General features: G+C 69.0%; 25 protein-coding genes. All 25 read right to left on the bottom strand.

What is annotated here, in order from left to right; translation table 11 throughout:
- Window positions 1-9: 9 nt before the first annotated feature.
- Entirely contained in the window at window positions 10-558 is a 549-nt protein-coding gene (locus HNQ01_RS02505; RefSeq protein WP_173803761.1) for a phage virion morphogenesis protein, read from the bottom strand.
- 137 nt (window positions 559-695) lie between these two features.
- Window positions 696-1,946, bottom strand: a complete 1,251-nt coding sequence (locus HNQ01_RS02500) for a phage head morphogenesis protein (RefSeq protein ID WP_173803760.1) — start codon at window positions 1,944-1,946, stop codon at window positions 696-698.
- Entirely contained in the window at window positions 1,946-3,451 is a 1,506-nt protein-coding gene (locus HNQ01_RS02495; RefSeq protein WP_173803759.1) for a DUF935 domain-containing protein, read from the bottom strand. The genes HNQ01_RS02500 and HNQ01_RS02495 overlap by 1 nt, the downstream gene beginning before the upstream one ends.
- Window positions 3,452-3,470: 19 nt before the next feature.
- Window positions 3,471-5,105, bottom strand: coding sequence for a phage terminase large subunit (gene terL / locus HNQ01_RS02490; RefSeq protein ID WP_173803758.1), 1,635 nt, complete (start codon window positions 5,103-5,105; stop codon window positions 3,471-3,473).
- A 23-nt stretch (window positions 5,106-5,128) separates the two neighbouring features.
- The gene (locus HNQ01_RS02485) at window positions 5,129-5,290 is read right to left on the bottom strand and encodes a hypothetical protein (protein WP_173803757.1); all 162 of its coding nucleotides are present in this window, start codon (window positions 5,288-5,290) and stop codon (window positions 5,129-5,131) included.
- Window positions 5,287-5,517 carry a hypothetical protein gene (locus tag HNQ01_RS02480; protein WP_173803756.1) on the bottom strand — a complete coding sequence of 77 codons (231 nt, stop codon included), beginning with the start codon at window positions 5,515-5,517 and terminating at the stop codon, window positions 5,287-5,289. Before HNQ01_RS02480 ends, HNQ01_RS02485 begins: the two co-directional genes overlap by 4 nt.
- Before the next feature lie 5 nt (window positions 5,518-5,522).
- A complete protein-coding gene (locus HNQ01_RS02475; protein WP_173803755.1) occupies window positions 5,523-6,011 on the bottom strand; it encodes a DUF1804 family protein in 489 nt (162 codons plus the stop codon).
- A 4-nt stretch (window positions 6,012-6,015) separates the two neighbouring features.
- A complete protein-coding gene (locus HNQ01_RS02470) occupies window positions 6,016-6,279 on the bottom strand; it encodes a hypothetical protein (protein WP_173803754.1) in 264 nt (87 codons plus the stop codon).
- Window positions 6,266-6,625 (bottom strand): hypothetical protein, encoded by a 360-nt coding sequence (locus tag HNQ01_RS02465; protein ID WP_173803753.1) that lies wholly within the window; start codon window positions 6,623-6,625, stop codon window positions 6,266-6,268. Before HNQ01_RS02465 ends, HNQ01_RS02470 begins: the two co-directional genes overlap by 14 nt.
- Window positions 6,625-7,383 carry a transglycosylase SLT domain-containing protein gene (locus HNQ01_RS02460; protein WP_173803752.1) on the bottom strand — a complete coding sequence of 253 codons (759 nt, stop codon included), beginning with the start codon at window positions 7,381-7,383 and terminating at the stop codon, window positions 6,625-6,627. Before HNQ01_RS02460 ends, HNQ01_RS02465 begins: the two co-directional genes overlap by 1 nt.
- Window positions 7,380-7,664, bottom strand: coding sequence for a putative holin (locus HNQ01_RS02455; protein WP_286180422.1), 285 nt, complete (start codon window positions 7,662-7,664; stop codon window positions 7,380-7,382). Before HNQ01_RS02455 ends, HNQ01_RS02460 begins: the two co-directional genes overlap by 4 nt.
- A gap of 218 nt (window positions 7,665-7,882) precedes the next feature.
- Window positions 7,883-8,536, bottom strand: a complete 654-nt coding sequence (locus HNQ01_RS02450; protein ID WP_173803750.1) for a hypothetical protein — start codon at window positions 8,534-8,536, stop codon at window positions 7,883-7,885.
- Between the two features lie 128 nt (window positions 8,537-8,664).
- Complete coding sequence (locus HNQ01_RS02445) at window positions 8,665-9,270, bottom strand: hypothetical protein (protein WP_173803749.1); 606 nt, start codon at window positions 9,268-9,270, stop codon at window positions 8,665-8,667.
- On the bottom strand, window positions 9,270-9,836 hold the full coding sequence (locus HNQ01_RS02440; RefSeq protein ID WP_173803748.1) for a hypothetical protein: 567 nt from the start codon (window positions 9,834-9,836) through the stop codon (window positions 9,270-9,272). Before HNQ01_RS02440 ends, HNQ01_RS02445 begins: the two co-directional genes overlap by 1 nt.
- The gene (locus HNQ01_RS02435; protein WP_173803747.1) at window positions 9,833-10,372 is read right to left on the bottom strand and encodes a host-nuclease inhibitor Gam family protein; all 540 of its coding nucleotides are present in this window, start codon (window positions 10,370-10,372) and stop codon (window positions 9,833-9,835) included. Before HNQ01_RS02435 ends, HNQ01_RS02440 begins: the two co-directional genes overlap by 4 nt.
- 66 nt (window positions 10,373-10,438) lie before the next feature.
- Window positions 10,439-10,990, bottom strand: coding sequence for a hypothetical protein (locus tag HNQ01_RS02430; RefSeq protein WP_173803746.1), 552 nt, complete (start codon window positions 10,988-10,990; stop codon window positions 10,439-10,441).
- Window positions 10,990-11,505: a regulatory protein GemA gene (locus tag HNQ01_RS02425; protein ID WP_173803745.1), complete on the bottom strand. Its 516-nt coding sequence runs from the start codon at window positions 11,503-11,505 to the stop codon at window positions 10,990-10,992. Before HNQ01_RS02425 ends, HNQ01_RS02430 begins: the two co-directional genes overlap by 1 nt.
- A complete protein-coding gene (locus HNQ01_RS02420) occupies window positions 11,495-11,800 on the bottom strand; it encodes a hypothetical protein (protein WP_173803744.1) in 306 nt (101 codons plus the stop codon). The genes HNQ01_RS02425 and HNQ01_RS02420 overlap by 11 nt, the downstream gene beginning before the upstream one ends.
- A gap of 5 nt (window positions 11,801-11,805) precedes the next feature.
- A complete protein-coding gene (locus HNQ01_RS02415; RefSeq protein ID WP_173803743.1) occupies window positions 11,806-12,216 on the bottom strand; it encodes a hypothetical protein in 411 nt (136 codons plus the stop codon).
- Window positions 12,216-12,836, bottom strand: coding sequence for a hypothetical protein (locus HNQ01_RS02410; RefSeq protein ID WP_173803742.1), 621 nt, complete (start codon window positions 12,834-12,836; stop codon window positions 12,216-12,218). Before HNQ01_RS02410 ends, HNQ01_RS02415 begins: the two co-directional genes overlap by 1 nt.
- Entirely contained in the window at window positions 12,833-13,144 is a 312-nt protein-coding gene (locus HNQ01_RS02405; protein ID WP_173803741.1) for a hypothetical protein, read from the bottom strand. The genes HNQ01_RS02410 and HNQ01_RS02405 overlap by 4 nt, the downstream gene beginning before the upstream one ends.
- A gap of 11 nt (window positions 13,145-13,155) precedes the next feature.
- Entirely contained in the window at window positions 13,156-13,815 is a 660-nt protein-coding gene (locus tag HNQ01_RS02400; protein ID WP_173803740.1) for an ArsR family transcriptional regulator, read from the bottom strand.
- A complete protein-coding gene (locus HNQ01_RS02395; protein WP_173803739.1) occupies window positions 13,809-14,072 on the bottom strand; it encodes a hypothetical protein in 264 nt (87 codons plus the stop codon). The genes HNQ01_RS02400 and HNQ01_RS02395 overlap by 7 nt, the downstream gene beginning before the upstream one ends.
- Window positions 14,069-14,809: an AAA family ATPase gene (locus HNQ01_RS02390; RefSeq protein ID WP_173803738.1), complete on the bottom strand. Its 741-nt coding sequence runs from the start codon at window positions 14,807-14,809 to the stop codon at window positions 14,069-14,071. Before HNQ01_RS02390 ends, HNQ01_RS02395 begins: the two co-directional genes overlap by 4 nt.
- Before the next feature lie 94 nt (window positions 14,810-14,903).
- Entirely contained in the window at window positions 14,904-17,156 is a 2,253-nt protein-coding gene (locus HNQ01_RS02385; protein ID WP_173803737.1) for a DNA-binding protein, read from the bottom strand.
- Window position 17,157 lies beyond the last annotated feature (1 nt).

Genomic DNA, 17,157 nt, shown 5'->3' with positions numbered 1-17,157 from the left:
CCATGCCACTCATTCCAGCCCCGCGAAGAACTTGTTGAGGTCGTCCATGATCGCCTCCGCCTCTGTTGGGTAGAGCTCACCATCGGGCGTGACCGGCATGAAGGGGCGCGCCGGGATGTCGCCCCACAGGTGGGCGAACTCGGCACGGGTGCCTCCGAACTGCTGGATGGCGGCGTAGACGGCCGATGCCGCCACCGTGACCCCGTCGCCATCATGCTGCATGGCAATCTGGTCGCGCAGCATGCCGGTCTCGCCGATCAGGGGCTTCTTGGCTGCCAGGCGCTCGGCGCCGCGCTTGCTGAGAGAGCCGCCCTTGCGGCGGTTTCCCTTCGATACCGCCAGGCGCAGCGCCTCGCGCGCCAGCGTGACCGGGCTGTTGGGCTTCCAGCGCTGACCGTCCGGGCCGGTGCTGCTGGCGAATCGCGCGTCGATGCGCTCCTCGATGCCCTGGCCGATCAGGAAGGTGAGCGTGCTGGTGTCGCCACCGCGCTCGAGCAGGCGCTGCAGGCCGGCCGTGAAACCTTCATCGCTGGTCTGGATGGAAAAGGTGTTGCTCATGCTGGAGTCGCGTTAAACTCGGTGCAAGTTCATGTGGCAAAAATCTCGCAGCGAACTGCCGCCTCGAAAGGGGTGACCCACACCCGGATGGGTCGGAGTGCAAACGACTGAGATGCGAGCCAGTCGCGCATGAACCATCAGGGGTTTTCGGGTGCCCCCTGCCTCTCCCACTTCCTGGCCTTTCCTGAACGGATCGATGCGTCCAGTTCGCGCTGGCTGGCCCGGCGCATGGACAGCAGATAAAGCTCCGCCCCCTGGGCTGCCGACTTGATGACGGCCACGGACAGGTCTGGCCCCTGGTGGAAGTACACCATCCGGGTCGACCCGTCCGATTCCACGAACTCCGCTTGATCCAGGATCGACTGCAGCCGCACATACCCCCCGATCGGCAGCGCCTGGCCCTCTCGGTGCATCGACTGCTTGATCGCGGTGTCGTCGGACAGCCAGACCGTGTGGGTCACAGGCAGTCCACGCTCATCGCGCTGAATGCCCATCGACCGCAATCCCTGTTCATCCAGCACCGCCACGGGCACCCGCTCGCCACGGGCCAGCAACTTGCGAAGCTCCATCGAGCTGATGGTGGTGGTGCGCTGACCGGTGATGCGCTGTTCAATCTGCGTCAGCCAGCGATCGAACACGCCATCCTTCAGATTGGCTGCGACCACCTGGCGCGCCAGCTCAGGCGGGTACTTGTCCAGATCGGGGTGCCAGGTCCGCCCGGGCGCGTAGTCGAAGCCCTTGTCGATGCCGCGCGGCGCCTGGGTCTTCGGGTCGATCTCGTCCCAGCCGGCAGGCCGCTCGGTGGGCATGCCGGCGCGCGGCTTGACCCGGGCGCGCACGCGGCAGTGGCAGCCCCAGCCGTTGGGCGGGTAGTGCCAGCGCCAGAAGGCGTCGTCGTGGCGCAACGTCAAGCCATGCCAGGCCAGGTGCTCCGGCCGGGGGTGCAGCACTCCGTCGCGGTGGACGTACTCCCAGTACGGCAGCCCGGCGAGCACCGCCGGCTCGTTGAGCTGGCGCCAGCGCCCGGCCGCGTAGCTGGTCTGGAGATTGGTCTGGTAGATCACCCTGGTTCGCCACGCCTCGCCGCCGGCCGTGCCCTGGCCGGTCCAGCCCGTCCAGCCGTGCCGCGCGACGATCTCGGCGAACTGGTTCCGGAACTCGCCGATGCTGATGCCCTTGGCGATCGCGTCGTCCACGGATCTGCGCAGGTCCTGGAGCAGGTCGGCCTTGGCGGCGCCGGCGACGACGAAGGCCCGGTCGTGCGCGGCGCGCATGATGTCGTCCCAGCGATCGGTGGGCAGGTTGAGCTTGGACCTGAAGAAGTCGAGCTGATCCTGGAAGGGCTGCCTGAAGCCGATGCCGGCAGTGATGTCTTGCCGCTGCGGCATCAGGCCCGCTCCGCCTGCGCCTCGTCAGCCACATCGGCCATGCCGCGCAGCTCGGCCAGCGCCACGGCGGCGGCCATCACGCGCACCAGGTCGTCAGGATCCATCCCGCCGTAGGCCTCGGTCAGCGCGCGCTGCAGCTCGGCCAGGCTGTCGGCCCGCTCGACGACGGCCCGCACCTGGTCGATCAGCGAGCCCCACGCCCGGCGCGCCGTGGCGTCGCCGGTCAGCCGGTCGGTCAGCCCGGTGGCCGGGTCGTCGTTGGACTGCGTTGCAGCACCCAGCGCCGTCTCGGCGAAGGCCACGGCAGCCGGTGTTGTTGCCGAATCCGCCAGGCCGGCCGGTGGCGCGGTGCGCTCCTCGATGTCGCCGGGCTGGTAGCCGTAGGCGCGCTGCCAGTACGAGACCGTGAAGCGTGCGCCCGACTTGGCGTTGCGCTCGTCGCGCTGGGCCTGCAGTTCGTCCTGCTCCTCCTGGTCCCATAGGGACCAGACCGGCGCGTCGGCCCCGGGCCAGTTGATCTCGACCATCCAGCGGATCAGCTGGTTGACGGCGGCAGCGACGATCTCGGCGTCAGCGGCACGCAGGTCGCGAGCCACGTCCATGCCCGCCTGCGCGCTGGCCCGGTTGGCACTGGCCTCCACGGTCTGGTTGGTGCCGGTCAGCACGATGCTGATTTCGCCCCGGCAGTGCATGACCAGGCGCTCGTAGAGGTCGGCGCTGGCGGACTTGCCGGCCATCTCGATGATCTCGACCGCGCCGTCGTCCGGGATGGTGCCGATGCCGTTGGCCAGCATCTCTTCCAGGCCCATCAGCAGCGCGTCGCGCTCTTCCTGGGTGGCCGTGCGCGGCTGCTTGCCGATGGCCCAGGCGCCGCCGAACTTCTCGGCGAAGCTCAGCCAGAAGCGCATGCCGCCCTTCTTGAAGATCACCGGCCAGTAGCACAGCGAGAGGTCGGCGAAGCCGTAGGGGTTGGCGTAGGTCGGATCCTGGCGCGGCAGCAGGAACTTGCGCTCAGGCAGCAGCTCGCCCTCGGTCGGCGACGACCAGGTGCGCATGCGCAGGTTGTTGGCCGGATCGAACTGGAACCACTCCGGCGGCTTGGCCTCCACCGCCGTCGGCGCCACGGCGCGCGCGCCGCCGCGCCAGGTGATCTCCATCGGCTGGTAGCCGTAGAGCACCGCCTCCAGCGCCTGGCCGATCAGGCGCTCCATGTCCAGGTCGGCCAGCATGTCCTCGACGGCCCGGGCCACGCGGCTGCGCGCCTTGCCGCGGTCCAGGCCCCATTCCAGCGCCTTCACGGCCGCCTTGCGCCGGCGGATGCAGGCGCCGACATGCGGGTCACGCGCCAGGTTGCGGTAGACCGCCACGTCCTGGCCCAGCTCCTTCAGCAGCGGGTCCGGGTTGGGCAGGATCAGGCCGAGCGCATTGAAGTCCAGCGCCCGCACGCGGGTGGCGATGTCGGGGCCGGTCAGGGTGGCGCGGCGGGTGGCGATGAGGTCGGGCATGGTGGGCGTCGGGGGTCAGTCAGTAGCCGCGCAGGCTGATGCGGCTGGCGGCCGGCGCGCGCGGCGCGCGGGTGGCCACGGCGACGCTGGCCAGGCCGGAGGTGGCGGCCATCCACAGCATGTGCAGCGCGTCCGGGCCGTCGTCGTGGTCGGCCTTGGGGAAGTGGCGGAGCTGGTCGATCAGGGTCTGCTGGCTGGGGTGCAGGCGGATCAGGCCGTTGCGCACATGCGGCTGCAGGCTCTCGATGCGCAGCAGCTTGTCGGCGATGGGCTGCACGGCGCGGGCCGGCACCGGCACGCCGCGCGTCGCCGAGCGCTTGACCAGTTCGGTGCGCAGGAACTCCTGGAACTGCACCGACTCGACGACCCACAGCACGCACTTGTAGAGGCTCTGCAGCTCGATCACGTCTTCGATGATCCGGTCGGGCAGGCGCTTCTTGATCTGAGCCTCGACGACATCGAGCACGCCGGTGACGCGGTTGAGCCCGCCGACCAGCAGCGCCGAGGGGTCGCGGCTGGCGCCGGCCTTGCCGAGCGACGGGTCGCACGCGCCGTAGAAGATCCAGTCCGCCAGGCGGTTGACCCAGAACTGCAGGCAGTTGGCGAACGGCGCGTTGTCGCCCGCGACCGGGTCGTTCTGGTACTCGCTGTCGAAGGCGTCGTGACCGTCGCGGGCACGGATCTTCATCAGCGCCACCAGTGGGCGCGCCAGCCAGGACACGGCCGCGCCAGCATCCATCTCGGTGCGGTGTAGCGCGTGGAACACGTCAGCCTCAGCCTCGCCCTCGCTGCGCAGGATGGCCTCCCAGGTGTCCCACAGGTCCATCCGGTCAGGCCACTGCAGCAGCGCGCGGAACTTGGCCGTGCGCCACATCTTGTTGGACAGCGTCCGGTTGAGCACGCTGTCGTAGTGCAGGATGGTCCCGATGTAGACCACGTCGAACTTGGCCGCCGCACCGCCCAGCGGCAGCACGGTCTTGGTCAGCCAGGACTGCAGCTTGTCGCGCTGGTCGGGGTTGCGCACCTGCTCGTCGTTCTCGATGTCGTCGAGCACGCAGAGGTCAGGCCGGTGCGGGCCGTGGCGCAGGCCGCGCAGCTTCTTGCCCGAGCCCGCCACCTGCACCTTGGCATCGCCGCGGGTCACGATGGTGCCGGACTGCCAGACCCGACCCTGACCGCAGGCGTCGGGGTAGTCCATGGACAGGCGCGGGTTGAACTCCAGTTCGGCCTTGATCGCCTCCAGCATGGGGTACGCCTGGTCGATCGAGTCCATCACGATGACGGGGTACTTCTTGCGGCCGGTGACCAGGCACCAGAGCACGAAGAGCTGGGACACCAGCGTGCTCTTGGCCTCGCCGCGCGGCGCGGCGATGGCGTCGGTCTCGCTCCTGGTGCTGGCGACGATCTCGGGCAGGCGCTTGAACAGGTAGCGGTGCAGCTCGCTCTTGTGGGGCGAGCGGATGTAGTGCGGGAAGTAGGCTCCGATGAAGAACTCGAAGTCCTGGTCGGCGCGCCGGCGCCGCTCGGCCCGGGCGCGCGGGTCCGGGTCGAACCCGGACACCTGCGCCTCGATGCGCTGGCGCAGCTGCGCGGCGTAGGCCGACAGGTCGGCCGCGGCTTGCTTCTGCGTTAAACCCTTGCCCTTGGTGGCCATCTTTCCGCCCGGTGTAATGCTGGTCAGTCGCTGAGCGGATGCAAGTTGGTCTGTCCGAGGGACCAGCGCAGCGCCTCAGCCACTCCCTGCTCGTAGGTCAGGCCAGGCCATTTCGAGTCCCCATCCATTGCCTCCTCCGCGTCGGCGATGGCGTCCTCGATCTGGTCATTGGTCGGCTTGGTCATGTGAGTTTCTTTGAGGCCGCATTGCGGCGGATGATTTCGTGTGCACCATCAAGCAGTGCCTGCAGTCGTTTGCACTCGCCCCTGAGGGCATCGCAATCGTCAACGACGACGCCGAACGCCTCTTTCGCACCCACCTCCTGCAGCCTGAGCAGCTCTATCTCTGCGGCTGCTTCGGCGCACACGGCCGGCAAGCCAGGACGGCGCAGGCGATCGACGATGTCAGACATGCCGGTCATCGCTCGCCCATGGCGAATGCCTCCAGCGCCGACAGCACGGCCTCGGCCGCCGTCGGATCGCGCTTGATGATCAGGTCGGCGAATGCCTTCACGGCCTCGTTCTCGACCGCCAGGCGGTCAGTCTCGGGCATGAAGCGCTTGGCCGCGCCGTGCGCCTTGGACAAGCTGTCGCTGAGGGAGGCAATGGCCTTCGAGGCGTCGAGCGGGTCGATCTCGGTGTCGTGCTGCAGCCGCTCCAGCAGCGCCTCGCAGCGCAGCACCATCGCAGCCGCCGCGCGGCCCATGGCCTGCTCGAAGCCGCCGCCGCTCACCAGCAGGCTGGCGGCCTGGAACTTGTCCCAGTCGTCGCCCTCGGCTGCCGCCTCGGACTTCCAGCGCCGCGCGGTCTGCACCGGCACGCCGACCTTCTGCGCGGCCTGGTCGAGCGGCAGGCCGCCCAGGAAGGCGGCGCGCAGGCTCAGGCGGGTCTCTTTCGGGTGGGCCATCTCGTCATTCCCCCGGCCACGGGGCCGTGTTGCGGGCCACGTCGCGGCCGCGCTCGGTGATCTGGGCGGTGTCGTCGAGCAGCCGCACCAGCCCCATCTCCTGCAACCAGCTCAGGTCAGCACGCACGGCATCGCGGCTGGCGGCGATGTTGTGGACGGCCTCCAGCTCGCGCTGCAGGTCGCGCACGGTGGCCTGCCCCATCGGGGCAAAGAAGACGCTGGCCAGCGTGCTGGCTCGGCGGCGGCGCACGGGATCAGGTGCGGTCATGGAGGGTTCCCGGTCGGGTGGTGTCGAAGTTGCGCACGAGCTTGGACAGCACGAGGCGCAGGTTGTTGTCCATGCCCTCCACCGTGCCCTCGACACGATGGATCAGGCGGCTGGTCTCGTTGATGCGCTCGTAGATCTTGGCCAGATCGTCGTGCGTCGGATGCGAGCGCGCGGCGGCCTCGATGCGGGCCAGGCGCTCGTCATGGGCGGCCAGCGCTTCGCCCATCTCGCGCTCGAGCGCGGCGATGCGTGTGGTGTCACCCCGCCGACGTACCGCGATGGCCACCAGGGTGACCACCAGATTCAAGCCCGTGAGCACCGAGACGAAGATGTCCTGTTCGGCCATCACCGCACCCCACCCGAAGAACGCAGATCGAGCACCGGGCCCCAGGTGGCGTAGCGCGGCTGCAGCCGGACCATGATGTGCTGCGGATAGCCCAGGTTTTCCGCGCAGTGCGAACGATGACGCCGCGCGCGACCGCAGGCGGCATCGACCGCCAGGCGGTCGAGCGAACCGGCGACGCGGGCCTCAGCCTGCCAATGCCCCAGGCCGCCGTTGTAGGAACGCAGCGCAGCCCACATCCGACTGGCAGGATCGATGCGATGCGCGCCGGGCAGGCTGCCAATCTGGTCCCACAACCAGCGGTCGTATCCGACCAGAGCACGCAGCGCCCACACCGGCTGGCGCGGCTGGCACTGCTCGCGCGACATCTTGTTGAGGCGGCACCACCACGATGCGGTGTCAGGCATGAACTGGGCCATGCCGACAGCACCGGCCGGGCTGACTGCCTCCGCACGCCACTCGCTTTCCTGGTGAACCTGCGCGGCGAAGACCGGAATCGGGGCATCCAGCCCCCAGGCGGCATGCGCGGCCCGCACCAGGTCACCGCGCCAGCGCCGGGCGCCATCGGGCAGGGTGGGTGCGGGCGGCGGCACGGCGCCGCGGGCGGGCTGGAGGGCAACCGGCCCACGCGCTGGCGCAGCCTGCGCCGGCAGCGCCGCCAGGACACACAGTCCGGCCAGCACCCACAGCACCAGCAGCACCCCGATCCACAGGCGCAGGCGAGCGCGGAACCGGGTGTCGATGCGGTGCGGCACGCTCATGCCCCCAGACCGACGGCCAGCATCGTCGCGCTGACGATGAGCGCACGGCGTAGCGTGGCTCCCGTCATCAGCACGCACAGCGTCATGTGGTCGGCGCCGCCGGCGATGTCGAGCAGCGCATCGGGACGCGCATACGGGTACATCGCCCGGTCGATCCAGTAGCCGACGACCGCCGCGGTGGCGACCAGGCTGAGCTTGTAGACCGAGACCGGCAGCTGCTGCGGCGCGAGCGTGTAGGTCAGCGCCGTCAGCAGCACCGCCAGCACGAGCCAGCCGAACATGCGCGGCCCCGACGACGGACGGGGGTGGAGAGGAGGGGTAGCGGAAGGGGCATCCATGGTGCCCGATGGTCCGCCCGATGTCAGCCGGCAGTCAGTCGGCCGCAGCTAGACGGCACTCATCCGGTCCGATCGCCATGAAAAAGCCCGCCACGGCAAGCCGGGCGGGCAGGGGAACCAGTGGCGCAGCACCGCTTCTCCCCTGGGTTGCTCTCGGAACTCTACTTGCCACCCAGCTCACGATAGGCGTCAACAACACGTTTCAGGTCGACCAACTCGATCTCCGTCAGGTGGCGCTCCTCGCTGGCGTTGTGCCCGATCAGCTTGATCACCCCCTTGCCGCCGTCGGCCGCCGCGATCAGTGCAGCCACCATGTCTGGCTCGGCCTGGAAGTCGATCCGCTCCAACACCTTGCCGCTACTCGTCGCTTCGGTCTGGAGCTTGCCCGATGCTGTTGCCCGGACACCCGAAGCCACGAGCGTCACGCCGTTCAGGATCAGGAAGTTTCCGCCGTCGGACCGAGACAGCACTACGCGCAGCCACGGGCGCTCACCCTTGTCTCCGACATAGGCCGTGAACACATCCTGGCCGCTCGTGGCACTGGATGGCGCATACCAGTCGATCTCGTCCACATCGCTACGTGACTTGTTCAGGGATGCCACTGCGATTCCGGGCTTGCGAGCAGCGGCAGTTGATGCGACCTCCGCTTTCCGGGCTGCTTCTGTGGCATCCAGCTTCTTCTCGATGGATGCGACAAGCGCTTCATGCTCGGCCGCCTTCTGCCTCTCTTTGTGATCCCTCACCATGTCAGGCACCGTCATCAGCGCCACAGCCCCCACCACCAGCCCGATCGGGGCGTACTTCCATAGCGACATAGCATCTCCCTTTTAACGCGAAAATTCGCGCGGGGATTCTGCCGCAACGAAACCCTCTTCCTCTCCTCTTGCCCCACCCGGACCAAGAGGAGAAGAGCCGGCGCATGCGGCGCCGGCTCGTGACCTGATCAGAACTCGGTCGTCATCGACCCGTCCTCCAGGCACTTCATGACGTCGCAGCGCAGCTGCAGGGCCCGATCGATCGCGTCGGTCAGTCGGTCGGAATGCCCCACGACGTGCTCCTGATCGGTGCCGGCGCCAGCCACGATCGCATAGGGCCAGTGCTGCACCTGGATCACGCGGTTGTGGGCGATCAGGTGTCGGCGCAGCGCGTCGAAGCTGCCCCAGTGGAACGAGTAGGCTTCGCGCTTGCGCTCGAGGTCGAGACGCTTGATGCAGGCCTCCCGGTCACGCTTGCCCAGCCCCTTGCAGATCTTCTCGACATCCACCGCAGAGAAGACCCGGCGCATGGACTTCCGCAGGAAACGGCGCCGCTCCTCGCAGTCGTTGATGAGCCACTCACCTCGGATGAAGCCGTTCACGTAGACGAGCAGCCCGAGGCTGTTCTTGTCGATCAGGGCGCGCTCTATGCTGATCAGGTAGCTGTCGCAGCGCAACTTCACCGAACCGAACCGTCCTGACAGGTCGCGCTGCATGCTGGCCCAGTCGCTGGCCGTCACCGGGCGCCAGGCGAGGGTAGCCGAGCGGGCCGCGGCCGTGGTGGTCGTCCCCATCACTGCGCCTCCGCCGAGCTGACCGGTGCGATCCGTGCCACCGGCTGACGCGGCATCTTCGCGGGCGACGGCACATCGATCGCCGACGCCACGCAGCCGACCAGGGCACGCACCAGGTCTTGACCCTCGAGCGGCCGCAGATCGCAGGTGGTGCCGTCCCACCAGGCAGCCATGGCACGCTTGGTGCTGATCTGGTCGAGATCATCGGCTGCGACCAGCGTGATCAGGCAGCGCATGCCGGCGTTCCAGGCTGCTGCGCACAGCCGGTCATGCTCAGCCCAGGTCTGCTCGGCCGTGGCAGCCGGCGCAGCGTGATGAGCGACCACCAGTCGAGCGCTGGCCACATCAGGCGAGGACAGCAGCGCCGGAGCGGCGCTGGTGGCCACGATGCGCGCCTCGACCTTGACGGGCAGGGCACGCGCCAGGTCAGGCCCCAGCTCGGGCACATCGGTCAGCACCAGCACGTCGGGCCGATCCACCTCATCGCCGCCACCGCACCCCATGCACTGGGCGACCAGCACCAGCATCACGATCCACAGAAGGACCGCAGGCACGGCCCGGCTCATGCCGTCACCTCGGTCTGAGCCTCGAAGGGGGTAATGATGAAGTCCTCGACGCCGCGCACGATGCTGACGCCCGGAACACCGGCCAGCGCACTGGGCTCGTTGAGCATGGCTTCCTTGTTCGGCTCCTCCTTCGTTCGGATGAAGCGCTCCAGACCGCCGCGGCGCAGCGCCTCCAGCACGGCCTCGGTGCCGCGGATGCTGACGCTGGGCGGGCGCACGCGCCAGGATACTTCGCCGGTGACCAGGTTGGCCGTCTTGCCGTTCCGGTCGTCCTCGCCCAGCAGCGTGACCCGGTTGGCCTCGCACCAGGTCTGCACGCCCGTCTGTAACGCGGCAATGCGCTGCGACAGCTCGGCCAGCACCGGCTCGGCGGCGTTGGTCAGGGCGGCGATCTGGTCGTTCAGCTCGGCGGCGACGCGGGCGTGCTCGCGCTGCAGGTCGCCGATGCGGCGGATGTCGTCAGCGCACATGCTGCGCGACTGGGGCACGGCGACCGCAACGGCGGTCGACTTCATGCGGGTCTTCTTCGTGGCCATGATGGCCTCCTTCGTCGTTCAGTTCAGCGGGATGCCGGCCTGCCACCCCGGCAGGCCGGTGGCGGCTCACAGCAGGCGCAGCTGATGGAGATCGCTGGCGTCTGGGGCCACCTCATTGAGCGATCGCTCGATCTGGTGGGCAGTCATCGTCAGCCCGGCCGCAGCCAGGCTCATGCAGAGCAGGTTGATCGCGTCGTACTGGCTCGAGCAGGTGGGGCTGGGGCCGGTGGTCAGCGCGTCGTAGGCGGCCGAGATCCAGCGCCGGCGCTTGTGGGCCAGCAGCGTGCGCAGCACGGGCACACGCATCGTCTCGCCGCCATAGGCCCCGAACAGCGTGGTCGCCAGCTCGTCGCCGAGCAGCCGGCCCAGCTCGGCGCGCCGGCGACGCCCCGACTCGTTCGTGCTCTCGGCCACCGGCACGCGGATCAGCACGCCCGGCAGGCTGTTGACCAGCCGGGCCGCATGCTCGCGCCCGAGCACACGCACCATCTCGGCCGTGCCAGCGGGCAGGTGCTCAGACAGATCGATCAGATCGCGGGGCGTCACGCAGGTGATCAGGTGCCGCAGCTGCTCGGGCGTGATCGGCCAGACCGGTGTGGAAGGACTCGTGGAGGGCATCACACACCTCCTGCTTCGCGCTGCAGTCGCTCATGCGCCTGGTAGGCCTTGTGCCGGGCAGTGCGCGCCAGGGCCCCGACCAGCGCATGCAGGTCCTGCGGTGACACCAGGTCCACCGTCTCGCCCCAGCCATTGCGCTTGGCGATCGCATCGGCGTACCGCAGCGTGTGCTCCTTGCCCGTGATGCGCTGCAGCTCATTCAGCCAGCCGTGCACCTCGGCCATCAGCGCTGCGCGATCCTGCGCAGGCACCGGACGGGTACGCCCGGCGGCGCGTGCCTTGGCCTTCGGGCTGACACCGCCTGCGCGGTTGAGGTGATCGAGCACGCGGCCGATCTGCGCCAGGCTCAGCTCGGTCGCGCTGGTCTTGCCCGTCAGCGTGGCCAGCATCGCCCGATAGGTGGCGTCATCCAGATCCAGCGCGCGCTGAGCTGCCTTGATGGCCTTGATGCCGTTGCGGCGACGCACCTCGATCGAGAGCGTGCTGGGACGGTGGTGCGTGCGATCAGCAGCCATGGCGAGCCTCCTTCGGCTGCACCATGCGCAGAGCAGGTGCGACCGGCGACTTCGCCCGCTCCACCGCGAGCTCGTCGAGGCACTCCGCTGCGCGGTTGACCGCCTGGTGGGCAATGCGGCGCGCCCGCTCGCTGTCCTCGACGGCACGAACCGCCGTCGACTCTGCGTCGGCGACGCGATCTTCTGCCTGCAGGTTGTAGGCGATGCCCATCGTCGCGACACCGGCGGCGAAAGCCAGCACCAGGCTGAGCACGCGCAGCTCCGGCGCATCGTGGTTGTGGTGGTCGATCGACATGATGCTCAGCTCTCCTGGGACGATTCGGACGGGCCGGCGAGAGCCGCCAGCCGGTTGTGACGGCACGACTGGCAGGCGCGCCACTGGTCGACCTCGGCGAAGGTCAAGGACTCGTAGGTCCGCGCCGCGGTCTGGCGGCACAGGCTGGGGGCGATGGTCTGGCCGGTGTGCGGGCAGATGTAGGCCTCCAGCGACTCGTACAGGCGCGCGATGAATCTCGGGCTGACCTGCTCGGGCGGGATGTGGCCGGTGGCGACCCGGCTCACGTAGACGCGGCTCACGCCCATGCGCTCGGCCAGGCCCAGCTTGCCGCGCGGGTCGGCGCTGATCTCGCGCTCGAGCACAGCACGCCAGTCCGGCGGGATCGCGGCGCGCGCCTGGTCAAGGCGGCGGGTGACATCGATGCGGGTGGCCATCACGACGGCTCCTTCGGGTCATGGGCGGTGCTGGTCGAGACGGTGCCGGGTCGGCGCAGCCGATCGGCCAGGGCCCGCACGCCCTCGGGCACGCCGCGGCGCACCGGCGCCAGATCGGGCTCCGCCGGGGCCGGCACAACCGGCACCGGGGCAGGCACGGCAGCGCGGCCCTGCCGGCGCTCGACCTCGACGGCCCGCTCTGCCACCCCCTCGGCGCGGTCGGCCAGCCGCACCAGGACGGCGTAGAGGTAGCCGTTGCCCTGCAGCGGCAGCTCCAGCAGGCCCCGATCCCGGGCGCGCAGCAGCTCGGCGAAGGCGTCTCGCCAGATCTCCGGCGAGACAGACCACTCGCGACCGCGGGCCAGGATGGCGCCGCGGCGCAGGTCTGGCACCAGCTCGGCCAGCAGCTTGCGGACCTTGACCAGGCTGAGCACATGCTTGGCCGGCTTGTGCAGGCGCAGGTACTGCACGACCTGGCCGCCCAGCGGCAGGCTCCAGGTCACCACGTCGGCCAGCAGCCGGCGGGTCTCGTCGTCGTCGATCATGCGCATCAGCAGCGCGTCGAGGGACTCCTCGGCGCCGCAGACCGCGCAGGTGTGGGTGAGGTCGGCAGCGCTCATGCGGAAGCACCTCCAGCGGGCGAGCGCAGCATGCGCGCCTGGGCAGCCGCAGCGCGGCGAGCGGCGTCGTTCAGCTCGACGCGGAACCGGTCCGGCTGCGTCGCACGCTGGCCGCGCGACCCCTCGATGCGGTAGACCTCGCCCGCGTCAATGAGCGCCAACAGGTGCCCCTGGACGCTGCCGACGCACAGCTTCGTCGCCTCGGCCAGCTCGTACTTGGTCGCCGGCTGAATGTCCATCAGGGCCTCGAAGACGGCCAGACGGTTGCGCAGGACATCGGCACGGATCATGGGGTTGGATTGGGTCATGGTCATCCTCATCACTTCCGGGTCTTGGCGGGCTGGGCTGCGCGCTCGGCGGCGGCGCGGCGCTGGGCATCGGTGGTGGCGACCATCCAGAGGTCGGGGTCGGTGCTGATCGGTCTGGGGATGCGGTAGACCTCGCCGCGCAGCTCCAGGGCACGCAGATGGCGGCGCACCACGGTAGGGCAGAGCTGGGTCTCACGGCAGAGATCGTCGACGCACGCAGGCATGCACTTCCGGCAGGCCTCGAGCACCTGGGCTCGGTTGCGCGTCGCAGCCGCACCCGATGAGGCCGTCGCGGCTTCGCTGACGGCGGGCCGGGTCGGTGCCACCAGCGGATTCGGATCGGTCAGTTCGCCGCTGTGGCTGACCGACGGCGGCAACGGACCGAGGTCGCGAGCCAGGCGCCAGACCGGCGGCTGTCCAGGCAGAGCCGGCGCCGACTCGAGCACGCCAGCACGCAGCAGGGCCGCGAGATAGCGGTTCAGGTTGTTGCGCGCAGCCAGATCGGAGGAGGTCGCGCAGGTCATCAGCAGGTCCTGCATGCTGAAGACGGGCATGGCACGCATCACCCACCAGGCGCGGGTGCGCAGCGGTCGCTTCGGCCGGGGCTGCATCACGGCGGGCGCGCTGGCCGCACGCTGCACGGTGGACGGGGTCAGCAGAGGGATCAGCACGTCACGTCCCTCCAGCCGCTGCCAGGCTCCCAGTACGCCTGCACCTTCTGATCGATCGGGGCGTACAGGCGCCAGACCATGCGACCACCGAGGTCAGCGTAGACCTGGCCCATCTCGGCGGCGACGCGCTTGACATCCGCGACCTGTTGGGGGTCAGTGGCGTCGATCGTCATCAGGATGCGCCAGGCACCCGCGTTGTTGAGCTCGAGCCGGGCCGGCCGGCGAATCGAGCGGATCGGCTTCTGGGGGGTGTTCACAGCTCACCTCCCTTGCGGCTGACGCGCGACAGGACCTGGCGGCCGCGCCGGTAGTCCTCGCACAGCGCACCGCGCATGTCGGCGCTGGCCATGCGGGTCTTGCTGGCGGCGCGGGCGACACCTTCGATCCGGGCAATCGCATTCAGCACCGAGCGCATGCGGCCCTCGGTCTCGGCATGGATGCGCTGGACCAGATCCGGCTCGATCTGCACATCGGCCAGCTGCTGGCAGACGGCGGCCACATCCGCGACGCTGGCCGGGGCGAACTCGACCCAGTTGAAGATGCGGCTGCTGATCTGCTGGTGCTGACCGAAGCGCCACACGTCTTGCGGCATGGCAATCAGGATCACCGGCGTACCCGACTTGTCGGTGATGCCGCGCAGCCGCTCCAGGCAGGCCGCCCGGTCATCCAAGGCGAACCCGGACTCGTCCAGGATGATGGCCGACTGGCTGGCCACCAGCCGGGCGCCGATGGCCGTCTCCATGGTGCGCCCTTGCGGGATGCCCATGCGTTCAGCCAGCGCCGCGATCAGGCGGCCCGGCGTCATGCCTTGCACGGCCGTCAGGTAGACCGCAGCTTCCGCCGCACCCCAGTGGTACAGCGTGGTCGTCTTGCCCTCGCCAGGCCGGCCGGTGACCAGCAGCCAGGAGGCCTCGCGGGCGCCGCGCACGGCCAAGCTCGCAATACCGGCCTCAAGACGGGCCAGATTTTCGGTTCGGACGAAGTGTCGTTTCATGGATACTCTCGGTTCTCTTACGTTGAATCCCCTCTGGGGGGTTTTTTGTCCCGGCCACTTCGCGGTGGCCGGGCTTTTTCATTGAGGGCTCACCTCAATAGAAATCGAAGTCGCCCATCGCGGGGCGGATGTAGTCCCCGGTCGACTCGCCGGCCTCGCGGCGCTCGCGCTCCAGGCGGGCGGACATCTCGGCCAGCTCGGCCTGCTCCTGCGCCACCTTCGCGGCCTTGCGCTCGTGGGCCAACTGCAGGCAGTAGCGGTCGAAGTCGTCCATGCCCTCGGGCTCGTCGGGGGCCTGCTGGGGCACGACCTCGGCCACGCGGGCCACGACTTCCAGCTCCGGGCGCTGCTGCACCAGGTCGGTCGGGATCTCGAACACTTCCCCCCCGTGGTGCTCAAGAGCAGGGGGCGCGGTGCGTTGCTCGATCTGCTCGATCTGTCGCTCGCGCCGGCGGATCTGCGCAGAGGCGCGCTTCTCGCGCGCCGCGTCGGCCAGCGTCTGCGTGATGTAGCCGGAGGCCTCGACCAGTTCGGCGCGCGCGATCAGCCGGCCGTCCAGGTGCTTGATCCAGACGTGGCGGTACTCGTCGGCGTCGATCGCCACCAGCACATCAGTGCCTTCCAGGTGATCCAGTTCGATGCAGCGGTAACGCTGGCCGGCATAGGCACTGACCGCACCGCGGCGCACCGTCTTGATGACGTGCAGCCGGAAGGCATCACGCAGCTCATCCTCGGTCATCACCACCGGCGACCAGCCCGCGACGCGAGCGGCCTGCAGCGCCTGGGCAGGCGTCATGTGGACCCTGCGGCCGTCGGCACCACGCACCTTGGGCAGAGACCGGTGGGGGTGGTTGTTCCACTTCTCTTCCAAGGCGTGGATCCAGTCGCAGGCCTGCTGCCAGGTCTCGAAGACCAGCCCGCGCCCCTCCCTCTGGGCCTGGAGCTTCAGCGCGTGGGCGCTCTCCAAATCGCCGGCGCGGCGCGCCTTCGTCATGCCCTTGTAGATCCGGCCGACCCGCTTGTAGGCGAGCTCGTCCATGCCCTTCGGGTTCTGGTAGGTCGCCAGCGCCCGGGATTCCCGGTCGAGCCAGGTATTGAAGTTCTCGGCGATGCCGTTGGCCTGCGAGTTTCCGACCTCGGCCGGATGCTTGATTTCCAGGCCCAGCCGCGAGGCCAGGCCGTCGAACTGCTCCGACTTCACCCGGTCGTTCTTGATGGAACGGGTCGAGTCGGTCTGCAGCACGGCAGGAACGCCACCGAAGCGGATGCATTCCTTCAGCCCGTCCAGAATCACGTCCGTGTTCTCGGTCAGGCCGATGCTCATCGGCGTGACGTAGCGAGTCGCCACGTCATGGAAATGCCAGACCTCATAGGTCACCGGCTCGCCCATCACCGGGTGGGGTGCGCGGAAGTGGGTATTCCAGCCGTCGGCGTGCACGAGATCCCAGGGCTGCAGTCCCTCGGCATCACGGTGCTGATAGAACTTCTTCGCCCGCAGGGCCGAACCCTGGTAGCGGCCACGCATCTTGTCCGACTCGGACAGCTTCTGCAGATAGCGCAGCACCTGCTGGTAACTGGGGGCCGGTGCGCCGGGCGGGAAACCCCACTCGGGTCGCCATTCGACCTGCATCTGTTCGTAGACCGAGCGGACCGTGGGTTTCTGCGGCCGGCAGTACAGCGTGCGTACCACGGGGTGCCAGGGCCGTTCAGTGAAATCCGGCGTGGAGGTATCTGCCGGCAGCAGTGCATCGGCGCCGCGCTGGGTTTTCAGTCCGATCCAGCGCTGCAGCGTCGGCAGGCTGGGCAGGCCATCCGCAGATTTCCGGCCCTGCGGCGCCTGCGTGCGGCGCAAGACCCCCAGCACCTCGGTGGACAGATCGCCCGATCGAGCCCTGGAGAGAAACACCGTGCAGGCCGCACGGGTGCTGCATCCCTGATCTCTGGCCAGGCGCTCGATGTGGCCGATGACGACTTTGCGCGCGGTGAGGATGGCTCGCTGCTCGGTCGTGGCGCGCGCCACCGGAGATTCGACACTCACCAGCTCGCGCCGATCGGTCGCAGGTGCCACAGCAGGCGTGGGCGCGGCACGCGCTGGCAGAGCCAGCGTGGCACGCGTCGGCTCGGAGAGCTGGGCGGCCACCGCGACAAGTTCTTGCTCGGCCAGGTAGGCGCGGGTTTCTGCGGGCAGCAGGTCAATGTGATATTCGATCGCCTTTGTACCGACCCTTTTCCGCCACTTTTTGCGGTCTGCGTCCAAAATTTTTTGCAGACGATCTCGAACCTTCTGTGGCGATCCCGGCATACCAGGAAGACCAGCCAGCTCTTGGGGGGTGAACCATTCGGCCACG

This window comes from Sphaerotilus uruguayifluvii, assembly GCF_013294065.1.
GTDB classification, from domain to species: Bacteria; Pseudomonadota; Gammaproteobacteria; order Burkholderiales; family Burkholderiaceae_C; genus Sphaerotilus; species Sphaerotilus uruguayifluvii.
This window is presented reverse-complemented; position numbering and strand designations above follow the sequence as displayed.